Raw genomic sequence first — 13,092 nt, forward strand, 5'->3', positions numbered from 1 at the left:
TCAGTTGCTCCAGATTCGGCTAGCGGCGGTTTCGGTTGCGTAGGTGGAGAAGTCTCTTGGCTGGCGGCCAAGCACGCGCTGGACGCCGTCGGTCAGCGTCTCGTTGCGGCCGTCAAGCACTTCGGTGAACAGCTCGTTGAGCAGCCAGGCGAATTCGGGCGGCAGGTCGTGCGCGGCCACGGCGGCGGTGAACTCGTCATGCGAAATCCTGACAAAGCGGATGTCGCGCCCTGCGGCCTTGCCGATCTCGGCGACGGCGTCGGCGAAGCTCAGCAGCCGTGGCCCGGTCAGTTCATAGAGCTGGCCGACATGCCCTGGCTCAGTCAGCACGGCAATGGCGACGTCGGCGATGTCATCGGCATCGATAAACGGCTCGCCGACATTGCCGACCGGCAAAGCCACTTCGCCCTCAGCCAAGGACTCGACAAGGAAGCCTTCGCTGAAGTTCTGCGAGAACCAGGCGCAGCGCAGGATCGTCCAGTCGGCGCCAGAGGCCTTCAGCATCTCTTCGGAACGCTGGGCTTCCACCTCGCCACGTCCGGACAGCAGCACTAGCCGGTTGATGCCGTTTTGTACGGCAAGCCTGGCGAAGGCGCCGATCACCTCGGCGGCACCCGGCACGGCCAGATCGGGATAGTAGCTGATGTAGACGGCGCTGACGCCTTGCATTGCCAGGCCCCAGGTTGCGGGGACCTCCCAGTCGAAGCGCGGGGTGCCCGAGCGCGAGCCGATGCGCACCGGGAGGCCTTGCGCCGTCAACCGCTCGGCAAGGCGGCGGCCGGTCTTGCCGGTGCCGCCGAGGATCAGGATGGGGTTTGGTGTCGTGTTGTTCATAGCTGTTTTCCTCTGTTTCTAAACATGAGTAATCCTCACATTTGCAAAACGTGATAAACCCTCGTATTTTGCGAGTCAAGCGATTTTGTTGGCATTGGAGACAGCCATGGAAGACACGGCCGCGCCGGTTTCGTCACAGGAGCAGATTGCTTCCCCGCGCCGGGCGCCGAGCCAGCAGCGCAGCCGCGAGCGGGTCGAACGCATGCTCGCCGCTGCCTCGGCGCTGATTGCCGAGCAAGGCAGCGACGCCATGCGCATGGGCGAAGTGGCGGAACGGGCAGGGGTGTCGATCGGCTCGCTCTACCAGTTCTTTCCGGACAAGCGGGCGGTCGTCTGGGCGCTGGCCGAGCGCTACACCGCCGAAAGCCAGGCGTGCATCTCGGCGGCACTCGCCGATGTCGGCGACGCCGAAGGCCTGCGCCAAGCGTTTTCCGAGCTGGTCGATATCTACTACGGGCTGTTCCTGGCCGAGCCGGTGATGCGCGACATCTGGTCAGGCACGCAGGCCGACAAGGCGCTGCGCCAGCTCGAACTCGCCGACAGCCGGGCCAACGCCGAATTCCTCACCGCGGTGCTGAAGCGGCTGCGGCCGGCAGCCGATCCGACGGCGCTGGAAACCACGGCGTTCCTGGTCTGGCAGATGGGCGAGGCCGCCGTCCGGCTGGCGATCTCGGTCGACCGGCAAGAGGGCGACAGGCTGGTCTCGGCTTACAAGCGGATGGCGCTGCGGGAACTATTGGCGGAGTAGGACGCGATGGAAGGTGAGCAACAAAAAACCCGCCACAAGGGCGGGTTTTTCGATCTGCGAAAAAGGTCGTCGGGCTTAGAGGCCGAAACCTTCGAAACGCTTCTTGAACTTCGACAGGCGACCACCGCGATCGAGCAGGGTCTGCTGGCCGCCGGTCCAGGCCGGGTGGGTGGTCGGGTCGATATCGAGGTTCATCGTATCGCCTTCCTTGCCCCAGGTCGAACGGGTCATGTATTCGGTGCCGTCGGTCATGACGACCTTGATGGTGTGGTAATCGGGATGGATGTCGGTCTTCATGGTTCGGTTCCTGGCTTGCCGGCGCTGCCGACGGGCATAAGCCTGCGTCGATGCGCCCCTTTTTAAAACTCGAAGCCGCAGCTATTGAAGAGCCACGGCTTCTAAAACGGTCGGCGAGCCTATACATCAGCCGGAATTGAATCACAAGGCCGCGGCAAGCGCATATATTGAGGCGCATAGCCAGAGGCGGCTAGAGGAAACGCAGGAATGGCGCAAACCAGCAGCGCAGACGAGCGCCGGCGCTCGCTCAAGCCGCTCAGGCGCCTGTTCCCGTACATCACGCATTATCGCACGCTGGTCGTCGGCGCGCTCATTTCGCTGGTCATCGCCGCGGCAACGACGCTGGCGCTGCCGCTGGCCGTGCGGCGGATGATCGATCATGGGTTCTCGTCGGCCAACACCATCTTCATCGCCGAATATTTCGCAGCCCTGGTGGCGATGGCCGCCGTGCTGGCGGCCGCTTCGGCCAGCCGCTACTATTTCGTCATCACGCTCGGCGAGCGCGTCGTCGCCGATATCAGGCGCGATGTCTTTACCCATGTGACGACGCTGTCGCCGTCCTTTTTCGACACCGCCCAGTCGGGCGAGATCGTGTCGCGGCTCGCCGCAGACACCACGCAGGTCAAGTCGGCGGTCGGGGCGACGGCCTCGGTGGCGCTGCGCAACGTCATTCTCGGCCTTGGCGCGTTGGGGATGATGGTCGTCACCAGCCCGAAACTGTCCGGTTTGGTTATTGCCGCCATTCCGGTCATCGTGCTGCCGCTGGTCGCCTTCGGCCGCTCGGTGCGGCGCAAGTCGCGGCAGGCGCAGGATACGCTTGCCGATGCCACCGCCTACGCCAGCGAACAGATCGGCGCGGTGCGCACCTTGCAGGCCTTCACCAATGAAAAGCTCGTCACCGGGCATTTCTCGGGCGCCGTGGAAGCCGCTTTCGAGGCGGCGCGCGCCTCGATCTTCGCGCGCTCCTTCCTCACCTTTTTTGCCATTTTCACCATCTTCTCGTCCGTCGTGGCGGTGCTGTGGTTCGGCTCGCGCGACGTGCTTGACGGCAATCTGTCGCCAGGCACGCTCGGCCAGTTCCTGCTCTATTCGGTGTTTGCCGCCGGTGCGCTCGGCGCGCTGTCCGAGGTCTGGGGCGAGCTTGCGCAAGCGGCGGGTGCTGCCGAACGGCTGACCGAGATCCTGGCCGAGAAGCCGGCAATCCAGGCGCCGGCCGATCCGAAGCCGCTGCCTGCCGTCGCCAAGGGCGCGATCGCCTTCGATGACGTCTCCTTCTCCTATCCGGCAAGGCCCGACCGCGCTGCCGTGCACGGCTTGAGCTTTCAGGTCTTGCCCGGCGAGACGGTGGCGATCGTCGGTCCATCAGGGGCCGGCAAGAGCACGGTCTTTTCGCTGATCCTGCGCTTCTACGATCCTGAAACCGGCAAGATCCTGATCGATGGCGTCGATGTGCGCGAAGCCGATCCGGTCTCGGTCCGCGAGCGCATCGCCATCGTGCCGCAGGACGTCACCATCTTCGCGGCAAGCGCGCGCGACAATATCGGCTTTGGCCGGCCGGGCGCCAGCGAGGCCCAGATCGAGACGGCGGCGAAGGATGCGCTCGCCGACGAATTTATCCTCAAGCTCGAGAAAGGCTATGACAGCCAGGTCGGCGAGCGCGGCGTGACGCTGTCCGGCGGCCAGCGCCAGCGGGTGGCGATCGCTCGCGCCATCCTGCGCGACGCGCCGATCCTACTGCTCGACGAGGCGACCTCGGCGCTCGACGCCGAAAGCGAGACGCTGGTGCAGATGGCGCTGGAACGGCTGATGCAGGGCCGCACGACCATCGTCATCGCCCACCGGCTGGCGACGGTGCTGAAGGCCGACAGGATCCTGGTCATGGATGGCGGCCGCATCGTCGAGGAAGGCACGCATCAGAGCCTCGTCGCCAAGGGCGGCATCTACGCGCGGCTGGCCAAGCTGCAGTTCGAAACCGGCGCCAGCGCCTTCAGGGGCGCGGCGGAGTAGTCGCAAACATCTGCCTCCTGATGTGCCGACCTCCCCTCAAGCCGCTCCGTATCGCTGCTTCAGATGGTTGACGAAATAGCTGGCGTCGAGCTTTTCGCCGGTGGCGCGTTCGAGCAGGTCCGGTGTCGACCAGCGAGACCCCTGCGACCAGATTTTTTCGCGACGCCAGGCGTTGATTGACGCGAAATTGCCTTTGGCGAGATCGTCATCGGCAGCAGGATGCTCGCGCGTCAGCGCCGCCCATTGCTGTGCCGCCATCATCGCGCCCAGCGTGTAGGAGGGGAAGTAGCCGAAGGCGGCACCCGGCCAGTGCACGTCCTGCATCGGTCCGTCGGCCGGATTGTCGATGGTCGAGAGACCGAGATAGTCGCGCATCTTGGCGTCCCAGGCTTCTGGCAGTTCTGCCACCTCCAGCCTGCCCGAGACGAGCTCCTGCTCCAGCTCGTAGCGCAGGATGACATGCAGCGGGTAGGTCACCTCGTCGGCATCGACACGAATCAGGCCGCGCTCGACGTGGTGCACATGCGGCAGGATGTCGTCGAGCGACCAGGCTTCGCCGAGATGCTTCTCGACCACCGGCAGCGCCCAGCGCCAGAAGGCCGGGTTGCGGCCGAGCTGCTTTTCGACGAACAGGCTCTGGCTTTCATGCACGGCCATGCCGCGCGCCTTGCCGAGCGGCCAGTGCGCCCATGCCTTCGGCAGGTTCTGTTCATACAGCGCATGGCCGGTCTCATGCAGCACGCCCATCAATGCCGACAGGAAGTCCGAGGTCTTGTAGCGGGTGGTGATGCGCACGTCGCTCGGCACGCCGCCGCAGAAGGGATGGTGCGACACCGACAGCGACCCATGCGTCAGGTCGAAGCCGACCGCCGTCATCATGGCAAGGCCGAGCTCGCGTTGCCGGTCGATCGCATAGGTGCCCGAAAGCGGCTTCAGCGGCCGCTTGCGCAGCCGCGCTTCCTGTATCGCCAGAGCCTCCGGCACGAAGCCTTTCAGGAAAGCCTTGAGGTCGGTGAAGACAGGCGTGATGTCGGCGGCGCGGTTGCCGGGGTCGTATTGCTCCATGAGCGCGTCATAAGGGGCAAGACCGAGCACGTCGGCACGCAGCGCCGCCTCTTCGCGCACCAGCGCCACCACGCCCTCCAGCGCCGGCTGGAAGCCCGCCCAGTCGTTCTTGGCGCGCAGGTCGCGCCACAGCTGCTCGCAACGCATGCGCGCGGTGGTCTGACGTTCGACGAACTCGACCGGCAGGCAGGTCAGGTTGGTGTACTGCCGCCGCAATTCGGCGACCGCGGCCCGTTGCTCCTCACTCAACGCTTCCTGTTCGGCCGCGGCGAGCCAGTCGGCAATTTCCGGCGCCGTTGCCCTGGTGTGGTACATGCCGGCCAGCGCCGACATTGCCTCGGCGCGCTTCTCGCCGCCGCCGACAGCCATGTGGGTGGCCTCGTCGGCGCCGAGGATGGCCAGCGCATGCTCGAGCGCTTCGAGCTTGTGGCCGAGATCATCGAGTTTCTGAAAGGACATGGCAGGTTCCGTGATTGAGGACGGCGCGAAAAGATACCAACGCAAAAGCGTTTGCAAGCCTGCGGCCCTGTGCGGCGGATGCATCTTGCACAGGTGAGGTCACGCGTGAAATGCTGCTGGCCTCGCCTGAAGGGGGAACAACATGATCGGCAACATCCTGGTCGGACTGGTGGCCTTGATCCATGTCTACATCGTCTATCTCGAAATGGTGCTGTGGGACACGCCGCGTGGGCACAAGGCGTTCAATCTGAAGCCGGAATTCGCCAGCGCCTCGAAGGTGCTCGCCGCCAATCAGGGTCTTTACAATGGCTTCCTCGCCGCCGGCCTGATCTGGGGGCTTTACCTCGGGACAGCCGGTTTTCAGGTCAAGGTTTTCTTCCTGTTGTGCGTGGCCATCGCTGGCCTCTATGGCGCGGCAACGGTTGGCCGCAAGATCCTGTTCATTCAGACCGTGCCGGCGGTCGTCGCCCTGATTGCCGTCTGGCTTGGTTGGTAGGAAACTGGGCTGGCAGGAACCTGGGCTGGTAGCAACCTGGGCTGAGGGAAAAAGGACGCCCGCGGGAGAGGGGGCCCCGAGGGCGCCAGGTGGTCCTTTCCTGGCGCAGGATCTCGGAAGGAATCATGCGCGAGATCGAAGTGCTAGAGCTTGGCGTTCAAGCTTTCAGCCGTTCGGATAGTTTCCGCCGTCGGAGCCATCGCCCATCAGGAAATCGCTGCCGATACCGACCCTCAGACGCTGGTCGACATTGTCGAGACGGCGCAGCAGCTCATGGTATTGCGCGGCCGGTATCCTGCCGTGATCCGATGCCGCTATCTTCTCGGCCGCCTGACTGATGCGGACCGTCCGCATTTCCAGGCGTTCGGCGACGGCGGGCGTGATGTTGTTGGCCTGCCTTGCATCGACTATGCCCTGGCGGACGCCTTGAACCTGTTGGATGAGGCCTTCGACGCGCGGCCCCGTAAAGTCGGTCGGATCGCCGGCGTCCAGAGCGCCTCTGTGATGGCCCGCGGCATAGGCGCCGGCGAGCGGAACGGCGATGAGGACCGCCGTGAGTGTTGCAGTTCTAAGCGAGGTGCTGGGAATAAAAGAGCGCATTGTCGCGTTCTCCTCCTGAAGAGGAAGGCGGCGATTGTCTCGCCTGCCCTCCGGCTGCGGGCCGTCCGGTTCCGTCGCGTCGCGATGGGGTTCATCGCCGGCGGTTCTCGGCCCAGGCGGGGAAGCTAGGACCGCAATTCGACGATGTGTAATTAAAAAAAGATAATCTTTTCAGGCCTTGCCGGCCTCGCTCTACGCCCTAGAGTTGAGCCGGCGAACAAATTCGCGTGATGCCGCGTGATGATGGATCAACGTTCGGTGAGCTTCAGTTCAATACGCCGGTTCTTGTTGCGCGCCTCTTCGGTGTCGGCGGGGTCGAGCGGCTGGAACTCGCCGAAGCCGGCGGCGACCAGGCGGTTGGCCGGCACGCCGTTCTCGATCAGGAACTTCACCACCGAGGTCGAACGCGCCGTCGACAGCTCCCAGTTGTCCCGGTAGCGGCCGGTGCCGGAGAGCGGCTTGTTGTCGGTATGGCCGTCGACGCGCAGCACCCAGTTGATCTCGGGCGGGATTTCCTTCTGCAATTCGATGATGGCGTCGGCAAGTTTCTTCATCTCCACCTTGCCGGCATCGTTGATCACTTCGGAGCCGGTCGGGAACAGCACTTCGGACTGGAAGACGAAGCGGTCGCCGACGATGCGGATGTTCTCGCGGTCGGCGAGGATCTCGCGCAAGCGGCCGAAGAAGTCGGAGCGGTAGCGGTTCAATTCCTGCACGCGCTGCGCCAGTGCGACGTTCAGGCGGCGGCCGAGATCGGCGATCTTGGTGTTGGAATCGCGGTCGCGGGTTTCGGAGACGTTGAGCGCATCCTCGAGCGCACCGATCTGCTTGCGCAGTGCTGCAATCTGCTGGTTGAGGATCTCGACCTGGCTCAGCGCCTGCTGACTGATCTGCCGCTGGCTGTCGAGTTCGCCCGAAAGCGCTACGGCACGCTGGTTGGCGGCGTCTCCGGCGCCGGCACCTTGCGCCAGCAATTGTTCGAGCCGGCTCTTTTCCGCTTCCGCCGCCGACAGCGATGCCTGCAGATTGGCGAGCGAATCTTCCTTGTCCTGCGCCGTCGAGCGCTCCAGTGCCAGAAGCTGGGTCAACTCGTTGATCTGCGAATTGAGTCGCGAGAGCGCCGTGTCCTTGCCGGAGATTTCGCGGCCCAGCAGGAACTGCGCCAGCACGAAGACGGTGAGCAGGAACATGATCGCCAGAAGCAGCGTCGACAGCGCGTCGACGAAGCCCGGCCAGTAATCGATGCGGCGATCGGTGCGCCGTCCACGCGCCAGCGCCACGTCAATGCACCCCGGGCTTCTTCAGGGCGTCGGCAATCTTTTCCAGCGTGTTGCGCATCGCCTTCTGCTCGTCGGACTGGGCCTCGACCCAGTCGCGCATGATCTGCTGCTCCGAGCGCATGTTCTTGACCAGGCCGGAAATGCCGTCGGCGAGATTGGCCATCGCGGTGGCGACGCGCGGATTGGAGCCGCCGCCATTCTCCTGCATGCTGCGCAGCCTTTCCGACAAGACCCTGATCTCGTCCGAGGATTCGGTCTTGGCCTGGTCGGAGACGACGATGTCGGACGACAGGTCGGTGACTGAGGACAGCCAGTTTTCCAGTTCGGTGTAGAAGCGCGTCTGGGCGCGGCCGGCCTGCAGGTCGAGGAAGCCGAGCACCAGCGAGCCGGACAGGCCGAACAGCGAGGACGAGAAGGCCGTGCCCATGCCGGCCAGCGGCGCCGAAAGGCCTTGCTTCAGCGAATCGAGCACCGCGGCGGCATCGCCAGTACCCGGATCGAGCGATTCAATGGTCTCACGGATCGAGGCGATGGTGTTCAACAGACCCCAGAAAGTGCCGAGCAGGCCGAGGAACACCAGCAGGCCGACGAGATAGCGCGAGGTGTCACGGCTTTCGTCGAGGCGCGTGGCGATGGAATCGAGCATTGTGCGCATTGAACTGGTCGAGAAGGCCGTCGCCGAGGAGCGGCCGATCATCGCCTTCATCGGCGCCAGCAGCACCGGTTCGGTGGTCTCCGAGCCGGCGCGGAAGGAATTCACCCAGCGCACTTCGCGAAACAGCCGTCCGACCTGAGCGAAGGCCAAGAGGATACCGACCACCAGCACGCCGACGATCAGGCCGTTGAGGCCGGGATTGCTGCCAAAGGCGGTCGAGATCTGGCGGGTCAGGATGGCGGCGATGAAGGCGACGATGACCAGGAAGATCATCATGGTCAGCAGAAAGACCTGCGGGCTCGACAGTTTATGCGGATCGTAGATCAGGACATCAGAGCGTCTGCCCATGCCGAAGGATCTGAGAAAAGCCATCCGTGCCCCGTTTCCGATGCCGCCGCCGATCAGTAGACCGCGACTCTAAACGGAATTGTGACCAAATTGAATGGCGCTTGGCAATATTGCCGCGTCGATAAGCCTGTGTCAGAGGCGATTGATGACCAGACAGTCGACCATGGCGGCCAGATGCAGGCCGGCGCCGGTGACGACGAAGCCGTGCCACAATGCATTGTGGAAGCGCAATCCCTTCCAGGCAAAGAAGATGACGCCGCAGGAATAGACGATGCCGCCGGCAACGATCAGCGCGATCGACGTCGTCGGCAGGGTCTGGACAAGCGGCTTTACCAGGACGATGCCGCTCCAGCCGATGGCGAGGTAGAAGACGATCGCCAGCCGGTCGAAACGACCGGGAAAAAACACCTTGATGGCGATGCCCAGCGCTGCAGCGGCCCAGACGAGGACAATCATCCAGCGCGCAAGCGGCGAGCCTTCGAGCTGAGCCAGGAAAGGCGTGTAGGTCGCGGCGATAAGGAGATAGATCGCGGCGTGGTCGAAGCGCCGCAGGATCCATTTCGCCGGCGACGACACCGGCCACAGATTGTAGGTCAGCGACACAGACAGCACGGTGAGCAGCGAAACCACATAGAAGGCAGCGGCGATGTATTCGCCCGGCCCGACGCGAAACGCCGCCAGCGCCAGCAGCGCCGAACCCGCCGAGATCGCCAGCACGATGCCGACCGCATGGACGATGCCGTCGGCGATCATCTCGGCGCGCGAATAGTGCCAGCGTCCGATGAACGGGATGTCGTGGTGGGGCTTGATGTCGTTCACTGCCGGGTTCCTGCGCCGCGCACTATGATCTGGGCGCTTGCCGGGCAGTATTTCAAGCTTCCATTGCGGTTTTGCGACTGCGGCGCATCAGCGCGGCGTGTCAGTCAGCGTGCCGAGAGCGGCTTCTTCACGGCCTTCAGCAAAGCGCGCTGGATGACCTCGTTGCCGGCGACCACCGAGCCGTTGTCGAGCATGTCCTGACCACCGTCCATATCCGAAACGAAGCCACCCGCCTCGCGGATCAGCAGCAGGCCGGCGGCGACGTCCCAGGCCGACAGGCCGGTTTCCCAAAACCCGTCCATGCGGCCGGCGGCGACATAGGCGAGATCGAGCGAGACGGCCCCCAAGCGGCGCACGCCGGAGACCTCAGCCATGACGTTGCGCAGTTCGACGAGGAAATTGCCGTGGTGGCCGCGGCCGAGATGCGGCACGCCGCAACCGATCACCGTGTCGACCAGCTTGATGCGGCCGGCGACGCGCAGCCGGCGGTCGTTCATGAAGGCGCCGCCGCCGCGTTCGGCGGTGTAGAGCTCGTCCATTGCCGGATTGAAGATGACGCCAGCAACGATCTGTCCCTGGCGTTCCAGGGCGATCGAAACGGCAAAGAGCGGGATGCCGTGCAGGAAGTTGGTGGTGCCGTCGAGCGGGTCGACGATCCAGCGGTGCTGGCTGTCGTCGCCTTCGACCACGCCGCGCTCCTCCATCAGGAAAGCGTAGCCCGGCCGTGCCTTCGACAGTTCGGCAAAGACGATCTCCTCGGCCTTGCGGTCGGCCTGGCTCACATAGTCGCCAGGGCCTTTCATCGAGACCTGCAGGTTCTGCACCTCGCCGAAGTCGCGCGACAGCGAGCGGCCGGCTTTCATTGCGGCCTGGACCATGACGTTGAGAAGGGCTGAGCGTGCCATCGTGCTTCTTCCTGCTGCTGCGCTTCAAGCGCTGTCTTGATGCATGTCGGTGACCCAAAACCGGGGCCACTTTTGGGCGGCATGCATCAGTCTGCGCGGCGCACGTAAGTGATTTCGTTGGTGTCGACGATGATGCGTTCGCCGGCGCCGATGAAGGGCGGTACCAGCACACGGATGCCGTTCTCCAGTACTGCCGGCTTGTAGGAGGACGCGGCCGTCTGCCCCTTCACCACGGGATCGGCCTCGGTGATGGTCAGCGTCACATAGTCAGGCAGAGAAATGCCGATCGGCCGCTCTTCATAAAGCTGGACCGTGACCATCATGCCGTCCTGCAGGAAGGCGGCGCGGTCGCCGACGAAATCCTTCGCCAATTCGAGCTGCTCGTAGCTCTGGGTGTCCATGAACACCAGCGCGTCTTCCTGCGCGTAAAGGAAGGAAAAATCCTTGAGATCGAGCCGGATCTGCTCGACCGTCTCGGCCGAGCGGAAGCGCTCGTTGAGCTTGGTGCCGTTGATGAGGTTCTTCAGTTCGACCTGGTTGTAGGCGCCGCCCTTGCCTGGCTTGACGGTGTTGGTCCTGACCGCCACCCACAGGCCGCCGTCATGCTCGATGACGTAGCCGGGACGGATTTCGTTGCCATTGATCTTGGCCATAGTGATCTGATCCGGGAATGAGATGTTCGCTGGGAAAGCGATTTCGGGCTCCCAAGACCACAAATCGCCAGAAGAGGCAAGGGAGCGGGGCAGGCTGGGGCCAAGCGGCAGGGATGAAACAACCAGCCGGGGTCTGGAGATGCGGTGCCGAAGAAGGCCGGGTCAGGTATTCTGGTCGATGACCGCACCGACCGATTTGGCGATCGCATCGGCGACGAGCATCACGCCCTTCGGCAGATGCTGAGGGAGTAGATGCATGGGCATGAGGCCGAGCCCGTGACCCCGGTGCACCCACTCCATCTGCATGGCCGGGTCCTGGATTCCCGGTCAGGGCAGGCGGTTCGCCTTCTGCAGCGCCTGCTTGGTCTGGTCGTCGTCCAATCCCTGCAGGAAGTCGTCCATCTGCGGGTCGATGAGACCGGCGCGGCGGGCGACGATGTACCAGGCGGCGGCGAGGACAAGATCCGGATCGATGCCGATGCCTTGCATATAGAGCTTGGCGAGGCGGTTCTGGGCGGCGACATTGCCGCCCTCCGCCGCTTGCTTCATCCAGCCGAAGGCGGATTTCAGGTCGCGGCCGCCACCTCGACCCTCGATCATCCAGGCTGCGAGATCGATCTGTGCGGTGTCGTAATTCTGCCGTGCGGCCTGCGCCAGCAGGCGCCTTGCCTGCGCGTCGTCGCGCGGCTTGCCGCCGACGCCATTGGCATAGATCTGCGACATTGCATATTGCGCGTCGGCGAGGCCGGTGGCGGCGGCACGCTCATAGTAGGAGACCGCCCTGGCGAGGCCGGCGTCGCCGGGGTCCTGCTGAACCAGCATCTGCGCGAAATTGAACTGCGCCAGCCGGTTGCCGGCCTCGGCGGCGGCCTGCATCAGCGCATAGGCCCCCTTCTCGTCCTTCTTGACGTAGCGGCCATCGAGCAGCATCAGCGCATACTGGAACTGCGATTCCGGCACGCCCTGTTCGGCGGCGAGCGCGTACCATTTCGCCGCTTCCGCGGCATTGAGCGGCACTCCCAGCCCGCGTGACAGGATTTCGGCGACCAGCGTCTGCGCCGCCGGGTCGCCGTTTTGCGCGCGGATCAACGCGAGATTGTAGGCCGTCTTGTAGAGACCACGCTGGAAAGCGCCGTAGGCGGCGTCGGCAGGTTTTGCGCCGAAGCGATCGGGGTTGATGGCCTCGGCCGAGGGCAGCGGCGCCGGCTCGGCCGTGGTGGCGGGCTGTGGCAGCGGCTTGTCGATTGGCTTGTCCGTATGCACGCCGGCTTCCGGCTTGGGCTGTGGCAGCGGGATGTTCTCCGCGGCCGCTGCCTGGACCATGAGCACCGTAAGCAGAGCCTGGATGGGAAGCGTCGCCGAAGGCACGTCAGTCCTCGAAGCGCGGCGCGGTCTCGTCGAGCAGCGCGTTGGCGCTGGCGACCGCTGTCCTGGGGTCGGTGCCGTCGGCGAACACGGCGCTCGACAGTGCCACGAATTCGGCGCCGGTGGCGCCCACCGCTTCCACCGAGGCGATGTCGGATCCGGCCATGACGATGCAAGGTATCTGGATCATATCGGCCCACCATTTGCCGAGCGACAGGTTGCGCGGGTGCGGTTCGGGCTTGTTGTCGTAGCCGAAGCGGCCGAAGAAGATGTAGTCGGGCCGTGTCTCGCCAAGCTCGAGCGCGTCGTCACGTGTCTTGGCGCCGCCGGCGCCGACCATCATCTTTGCCTGGAAATGTTCGATCGTCTCGGCGAGTTCGGCCTTGGAGACCTCGACATGGATAGCGTCGGCCTGCACGCGACCGGCTATGCGGGTATCGCCGGCGATGACGACAGCGACGCCCGCGGCCTGCGCGGCCGGCACGATCTGTTCGGCGAAAGCCTGGAAGGAGGCCTCGTCCATGCCGTTCTCCGGCAGGATCAGCGAGGCGACGTCGCCGC

The 13,092-nt window shown here is 64.5% G+C and carries 15 protein-coding genes; 3 read left to right on the forward strand and 12 right to left on the reverse strand.

What is annotated here, in order from left to right; translation table 11 throughout:
• Complete coding sequence (locus CGZ66_RS12250) at positions 1–834, reverse strand: NAD(P)H-binding protein (RefSeq protein ID WP_095084231.1); 834 nt, start codon at positions 832–834, stop codon at positions 1–3.
• Positions 835–940: 106 nt separating this feature from the next.
• Here CGZ66_RS12250 and CGZ66_RS12255 point away from each other — a divergent pair, with 106 nt between their 5' ends.
• Positions 941–1,582, forward strand: coding sequence for a TetR/AcrR family transcriptional regulator (locus CGZ66_RS12255; protein ID WP_095084232.1), 642 nt, complete (start codon positions 941–943; stop codon positions 1,580–1,582).
• A 75-nt stretch (positions 1,583–1,657) separates the two neighbouring features.
• On the opposite strand, the gene rpmE is transcribed toward CGZ66_RS12255, so the two are convergent.
• Positions 1,658–1,879 carry a 50S ribosomal protein L31 gene (gene rpmE / locus CGZ66_RS12260; protein WP_006327661.1) on the reverse strand — a complete coding sequence of 74 codons (222 nt, stop codon included), beginning with the start codon at positions 1,877–1,879 and terminating at the stop codon, positions 1,658–1,660.
• A 207-nt stretch (positions 1,880–2,086) separates the two neighbouring features.
• Here rpmE and CGZ66_RS12265 point away from each other — a divergent pair, with 207 nt between their 5' ends.
• Complete coding sequence (locus tag CGZ66_RS12265) at positions 2,087–3,886, forward strand: ABC transporter transmembrane domain-containing protein (RefSeq protein ID WP_095084233.1); 1,800 nt, start codon at positions 2,087–2,089, stop codon at positions 3,884–3,886.
• A gap of 36 nt (positions 3,887–3,922) precedes the next feature.
• Here the strand turns inward: CGZ66_RS12265 and CGZ66_RS12270 are convergent, their stop codons facing one another.
• Positions 3,923–5,410 carry a carboxypeptidase M32 gene (locus CGZ66_RS12270; RefSeq protein ID WP_095084434.1) on the reverse strand — a complete coding sequence of 496 codons (1,488 nt, stop codon included), beginning with the start codon at positions 5,408–5,410 and terminating at the stop codon, positions 3,923–3,925.
• A gap of 142 nt (positions 5,411–5,552) precedes the next feature.
• Between CGZ66_RS12270 and CGZ66_RS12275 the strand changes: the two genes are divergently transcribed.
• Positions 5,553–5,906, forward strand: coding sequence for a DUF1304 domain-containing protein (locus CGZ66_RS12275; protein WP_095084234.1), 354 nt, complete (start codon positions 5,553–5,555; stop codon positions 5,904–5,906).
• Between the two features lie 165 nt (positions 5,907–6,071).
• On the opposite strand, the gene CGZ66_RS12280 is transcribed toward CGZ66_RS12275, so the two are convergent.
• The 9 genes from CGZ66_RS12280 to CGZ66_RS12315 all read right to left on the reverse strand — a co-directional run.
• Positions 6,072–6,506, reverse strand: coding sequence for a hypothetical protein (locus tag CGZ66_RS12280; RefSeq protein ID WP_095084235.1), 435 nt, complete (start codon positions 6,504–6,506; stop codon positions 6,072–6,074).
• 248 nt (positions 6,507–6,754) lie between these two features.
• Positions 6,755–7,786: a peptidoglycan -binding protein gene (locus CGZ66_RS12285; protein WP_095084236.1), complete on the reverse strand. Its 1,032-nt coding sequence runs from the start codon at positions 7,784–7,786 to the stop codon at positions 6,755–6,757.
• A gap of 1 nt (position 7,787) precedes the next feature.
• Positions 7,788–8,813 (reverse strand): MotA/TolQ/ExbB proton channel family protein, encoded by a 1,026-nt coding sequence (locus CGZ66_RS12290; RefSeq protein WP_095084237.1) that lies wholly within the window; start codon positions 8,811–8,813, stop codon positions 7,788–7,790.
• Between the two features lie 108 nt (positions 8,814–8,921).
• Entirely contained in the window at positions 8,922–9,608 is a 687-nt protein-coding gene (trhA, locus tag CGZ66_RS12295) for a PAQR family membrane homeostasis protein TrhA (protein ID WP_095084238.1), read from the reverse strand.
• Between the two features lie 104 nt (positions 9,609–9,712).
• Entirely contained in the window at positions 9,713–10,513 is an 801-nt protein-coding gene (locus CGZ66_RS12300) for an inositol monophosphatase family protein (RefSeq protein ID WP_095084239.1), read from the reverse strand.
• Positions 10,514–10,599: 86 nt separating this feature from the next.
• The gene (gene efp / locus CGZ66_RS12305) at positions 10,600–11,166 is read right to left on the reverse strand and encodes an elongation factor P (protein WP_095084240.1); all 567 of its coding nucleotides are present in this window, start codon (positions 11,164–11,166) and stop codon (positions 10,600–10,602) included.
• Positions 11,167–11,328: 162 nt separating this feature from the next.
• Positions 11,329–11,472 (reverse strand): hypothetical protein, encoded by a 144-nt coding sequence (locus CGZ66_RS39850; RefSeq protein WP_167392063.1) that lies wholly within the window; start codon positions 11,470–11,472, stop codon positions 11,329–11,331.
• A gap of 21 nt (positions 11,473–11,493) precedes the next feature.
• Positions 11,494–12,489 carry a tetratricopeptide repeat protein gene (locus CGZ66_RS12310; RefSeq protein ID WP_167392091.1) on the reverse strand — a complete coding sequence of 332 codons (996 nt, stop codon included), beginning with the start codon at positions 12,487–12,489 and terminating at the stop codon, positions 11,494–11,496.
• A gap of 46 nt (positions 12,490–12,535) precedes the next feature.
• Positions 12,536–13,092, reverse strand: a 557-nt coding sequence (locus tag CGZ66_RS12315) for a thiamine phosphate synthase (protein ID WP_095084242.1), incomplete at its 5' end; no start/stop codon positions are given.

Source organism: Mesorhizobium sophorae, assembly GCF_002270415.1.
Taxonomy (GTDB): domain Bacteria; phylum Pseudomonadota; class Alphaproteobacteria; order Rhizobiales; family Rhizobiaceae; genus Mesorhizobium; species Mesorhizobium sophorae.

What these genes read in the sequence shown, in the direction of transcription:
- CGZ66_RS12250 (WP_095084231.1), bottom strand. Translation starts at nt 834, where the DNA reads ATGAACAACACGACACCAAACCCCATCCTGATCCTCGGCGGCACCGGC.
- CGZ66_RS12255 (WP_095084232.1), top strand. Translation starts at nt 941, where the DNA reads ATGGAAGACACGGCCGCGCCGGTTTCGTCACAGGAGCAGATTGCTTCC.
- rpmE (WP_006327661.1), bottom strand. Translation starts at nt 1,879, where the DNA reads ATGAAGACCGACATCCATCCCGATTACCACACCATCAAGGTCGTCATG.
- CGZ66_RS12265 (WP_095084233.1), top strand. Translation starts at nt 2,087, where the DNA reads ATGGCGCAAACCAGCAGCGCAGACGAGCGCCGGCGCTCGCTCAAGCCG.
- CGZ66_RS12270 (WP_095084434.1), bottom strand. Translation starts at nt 5,410, where the DNA reads ATGTCCTTTCAGAAACTCGATGATCTCGGCCACAAGCTCGAAGCGCTC.
- CGZ66_RS12275 (WP_095084234.1), top strand. Translation starts at nt 5,553, where the DNA reads ATGATCGGCAACATCCTGGTCGGACTGGTGGCCTTGATCCATGTCTAC.
- CGZ66_RS12280 (WP_095084235.1), bottom strand. Translation starts at nt 6,506, where the DNA reads ATGCGCTCTTTTATTCCCAGCACCTCGCTTAGAACTGCAACACTCACG.
- CGZ66_RS12290 (WP_095084237.1), bottom strand. Translation starts at nt 8,813, where the DNA reads ATGGCTTTTCTCAGATCCTTCGGCATGGGCAGACGCTCTGATGTCCTG.
- CGZ66_RS12300 (WP_095084239.1), bottom strand. Translation starts at nt 10,513, where the DNA reads ATGGCACGCTCAGCCCTTCTCAACGTCATGGTCCAGGCCGCAATGAAA.
- efp (WP_095084240.1), bottom strand. Translation starts at nt 11,166, where the DNA reads ATGGCCAAGATCAATGGCAACGAAATCCGTCCCGGCTACGTCATCGAG.
- CGZ66_RS39850 (WP_167392063.1), bottom strand. Translation starts at nt 11,472, where the DNA reads ATGCAGATGGAGTGGGTGCACCGGGGTCACGGGCTCGGCCTCATGCCC.
- CGZ66_RS12310 (WP_167392091.1), bottom strand. Translation starts at nt 12,489, where the DNA reads ATGGTCCAGGCAGCGGCCGCGGAGAACATCCCGCTGCCACAGCCCAAG.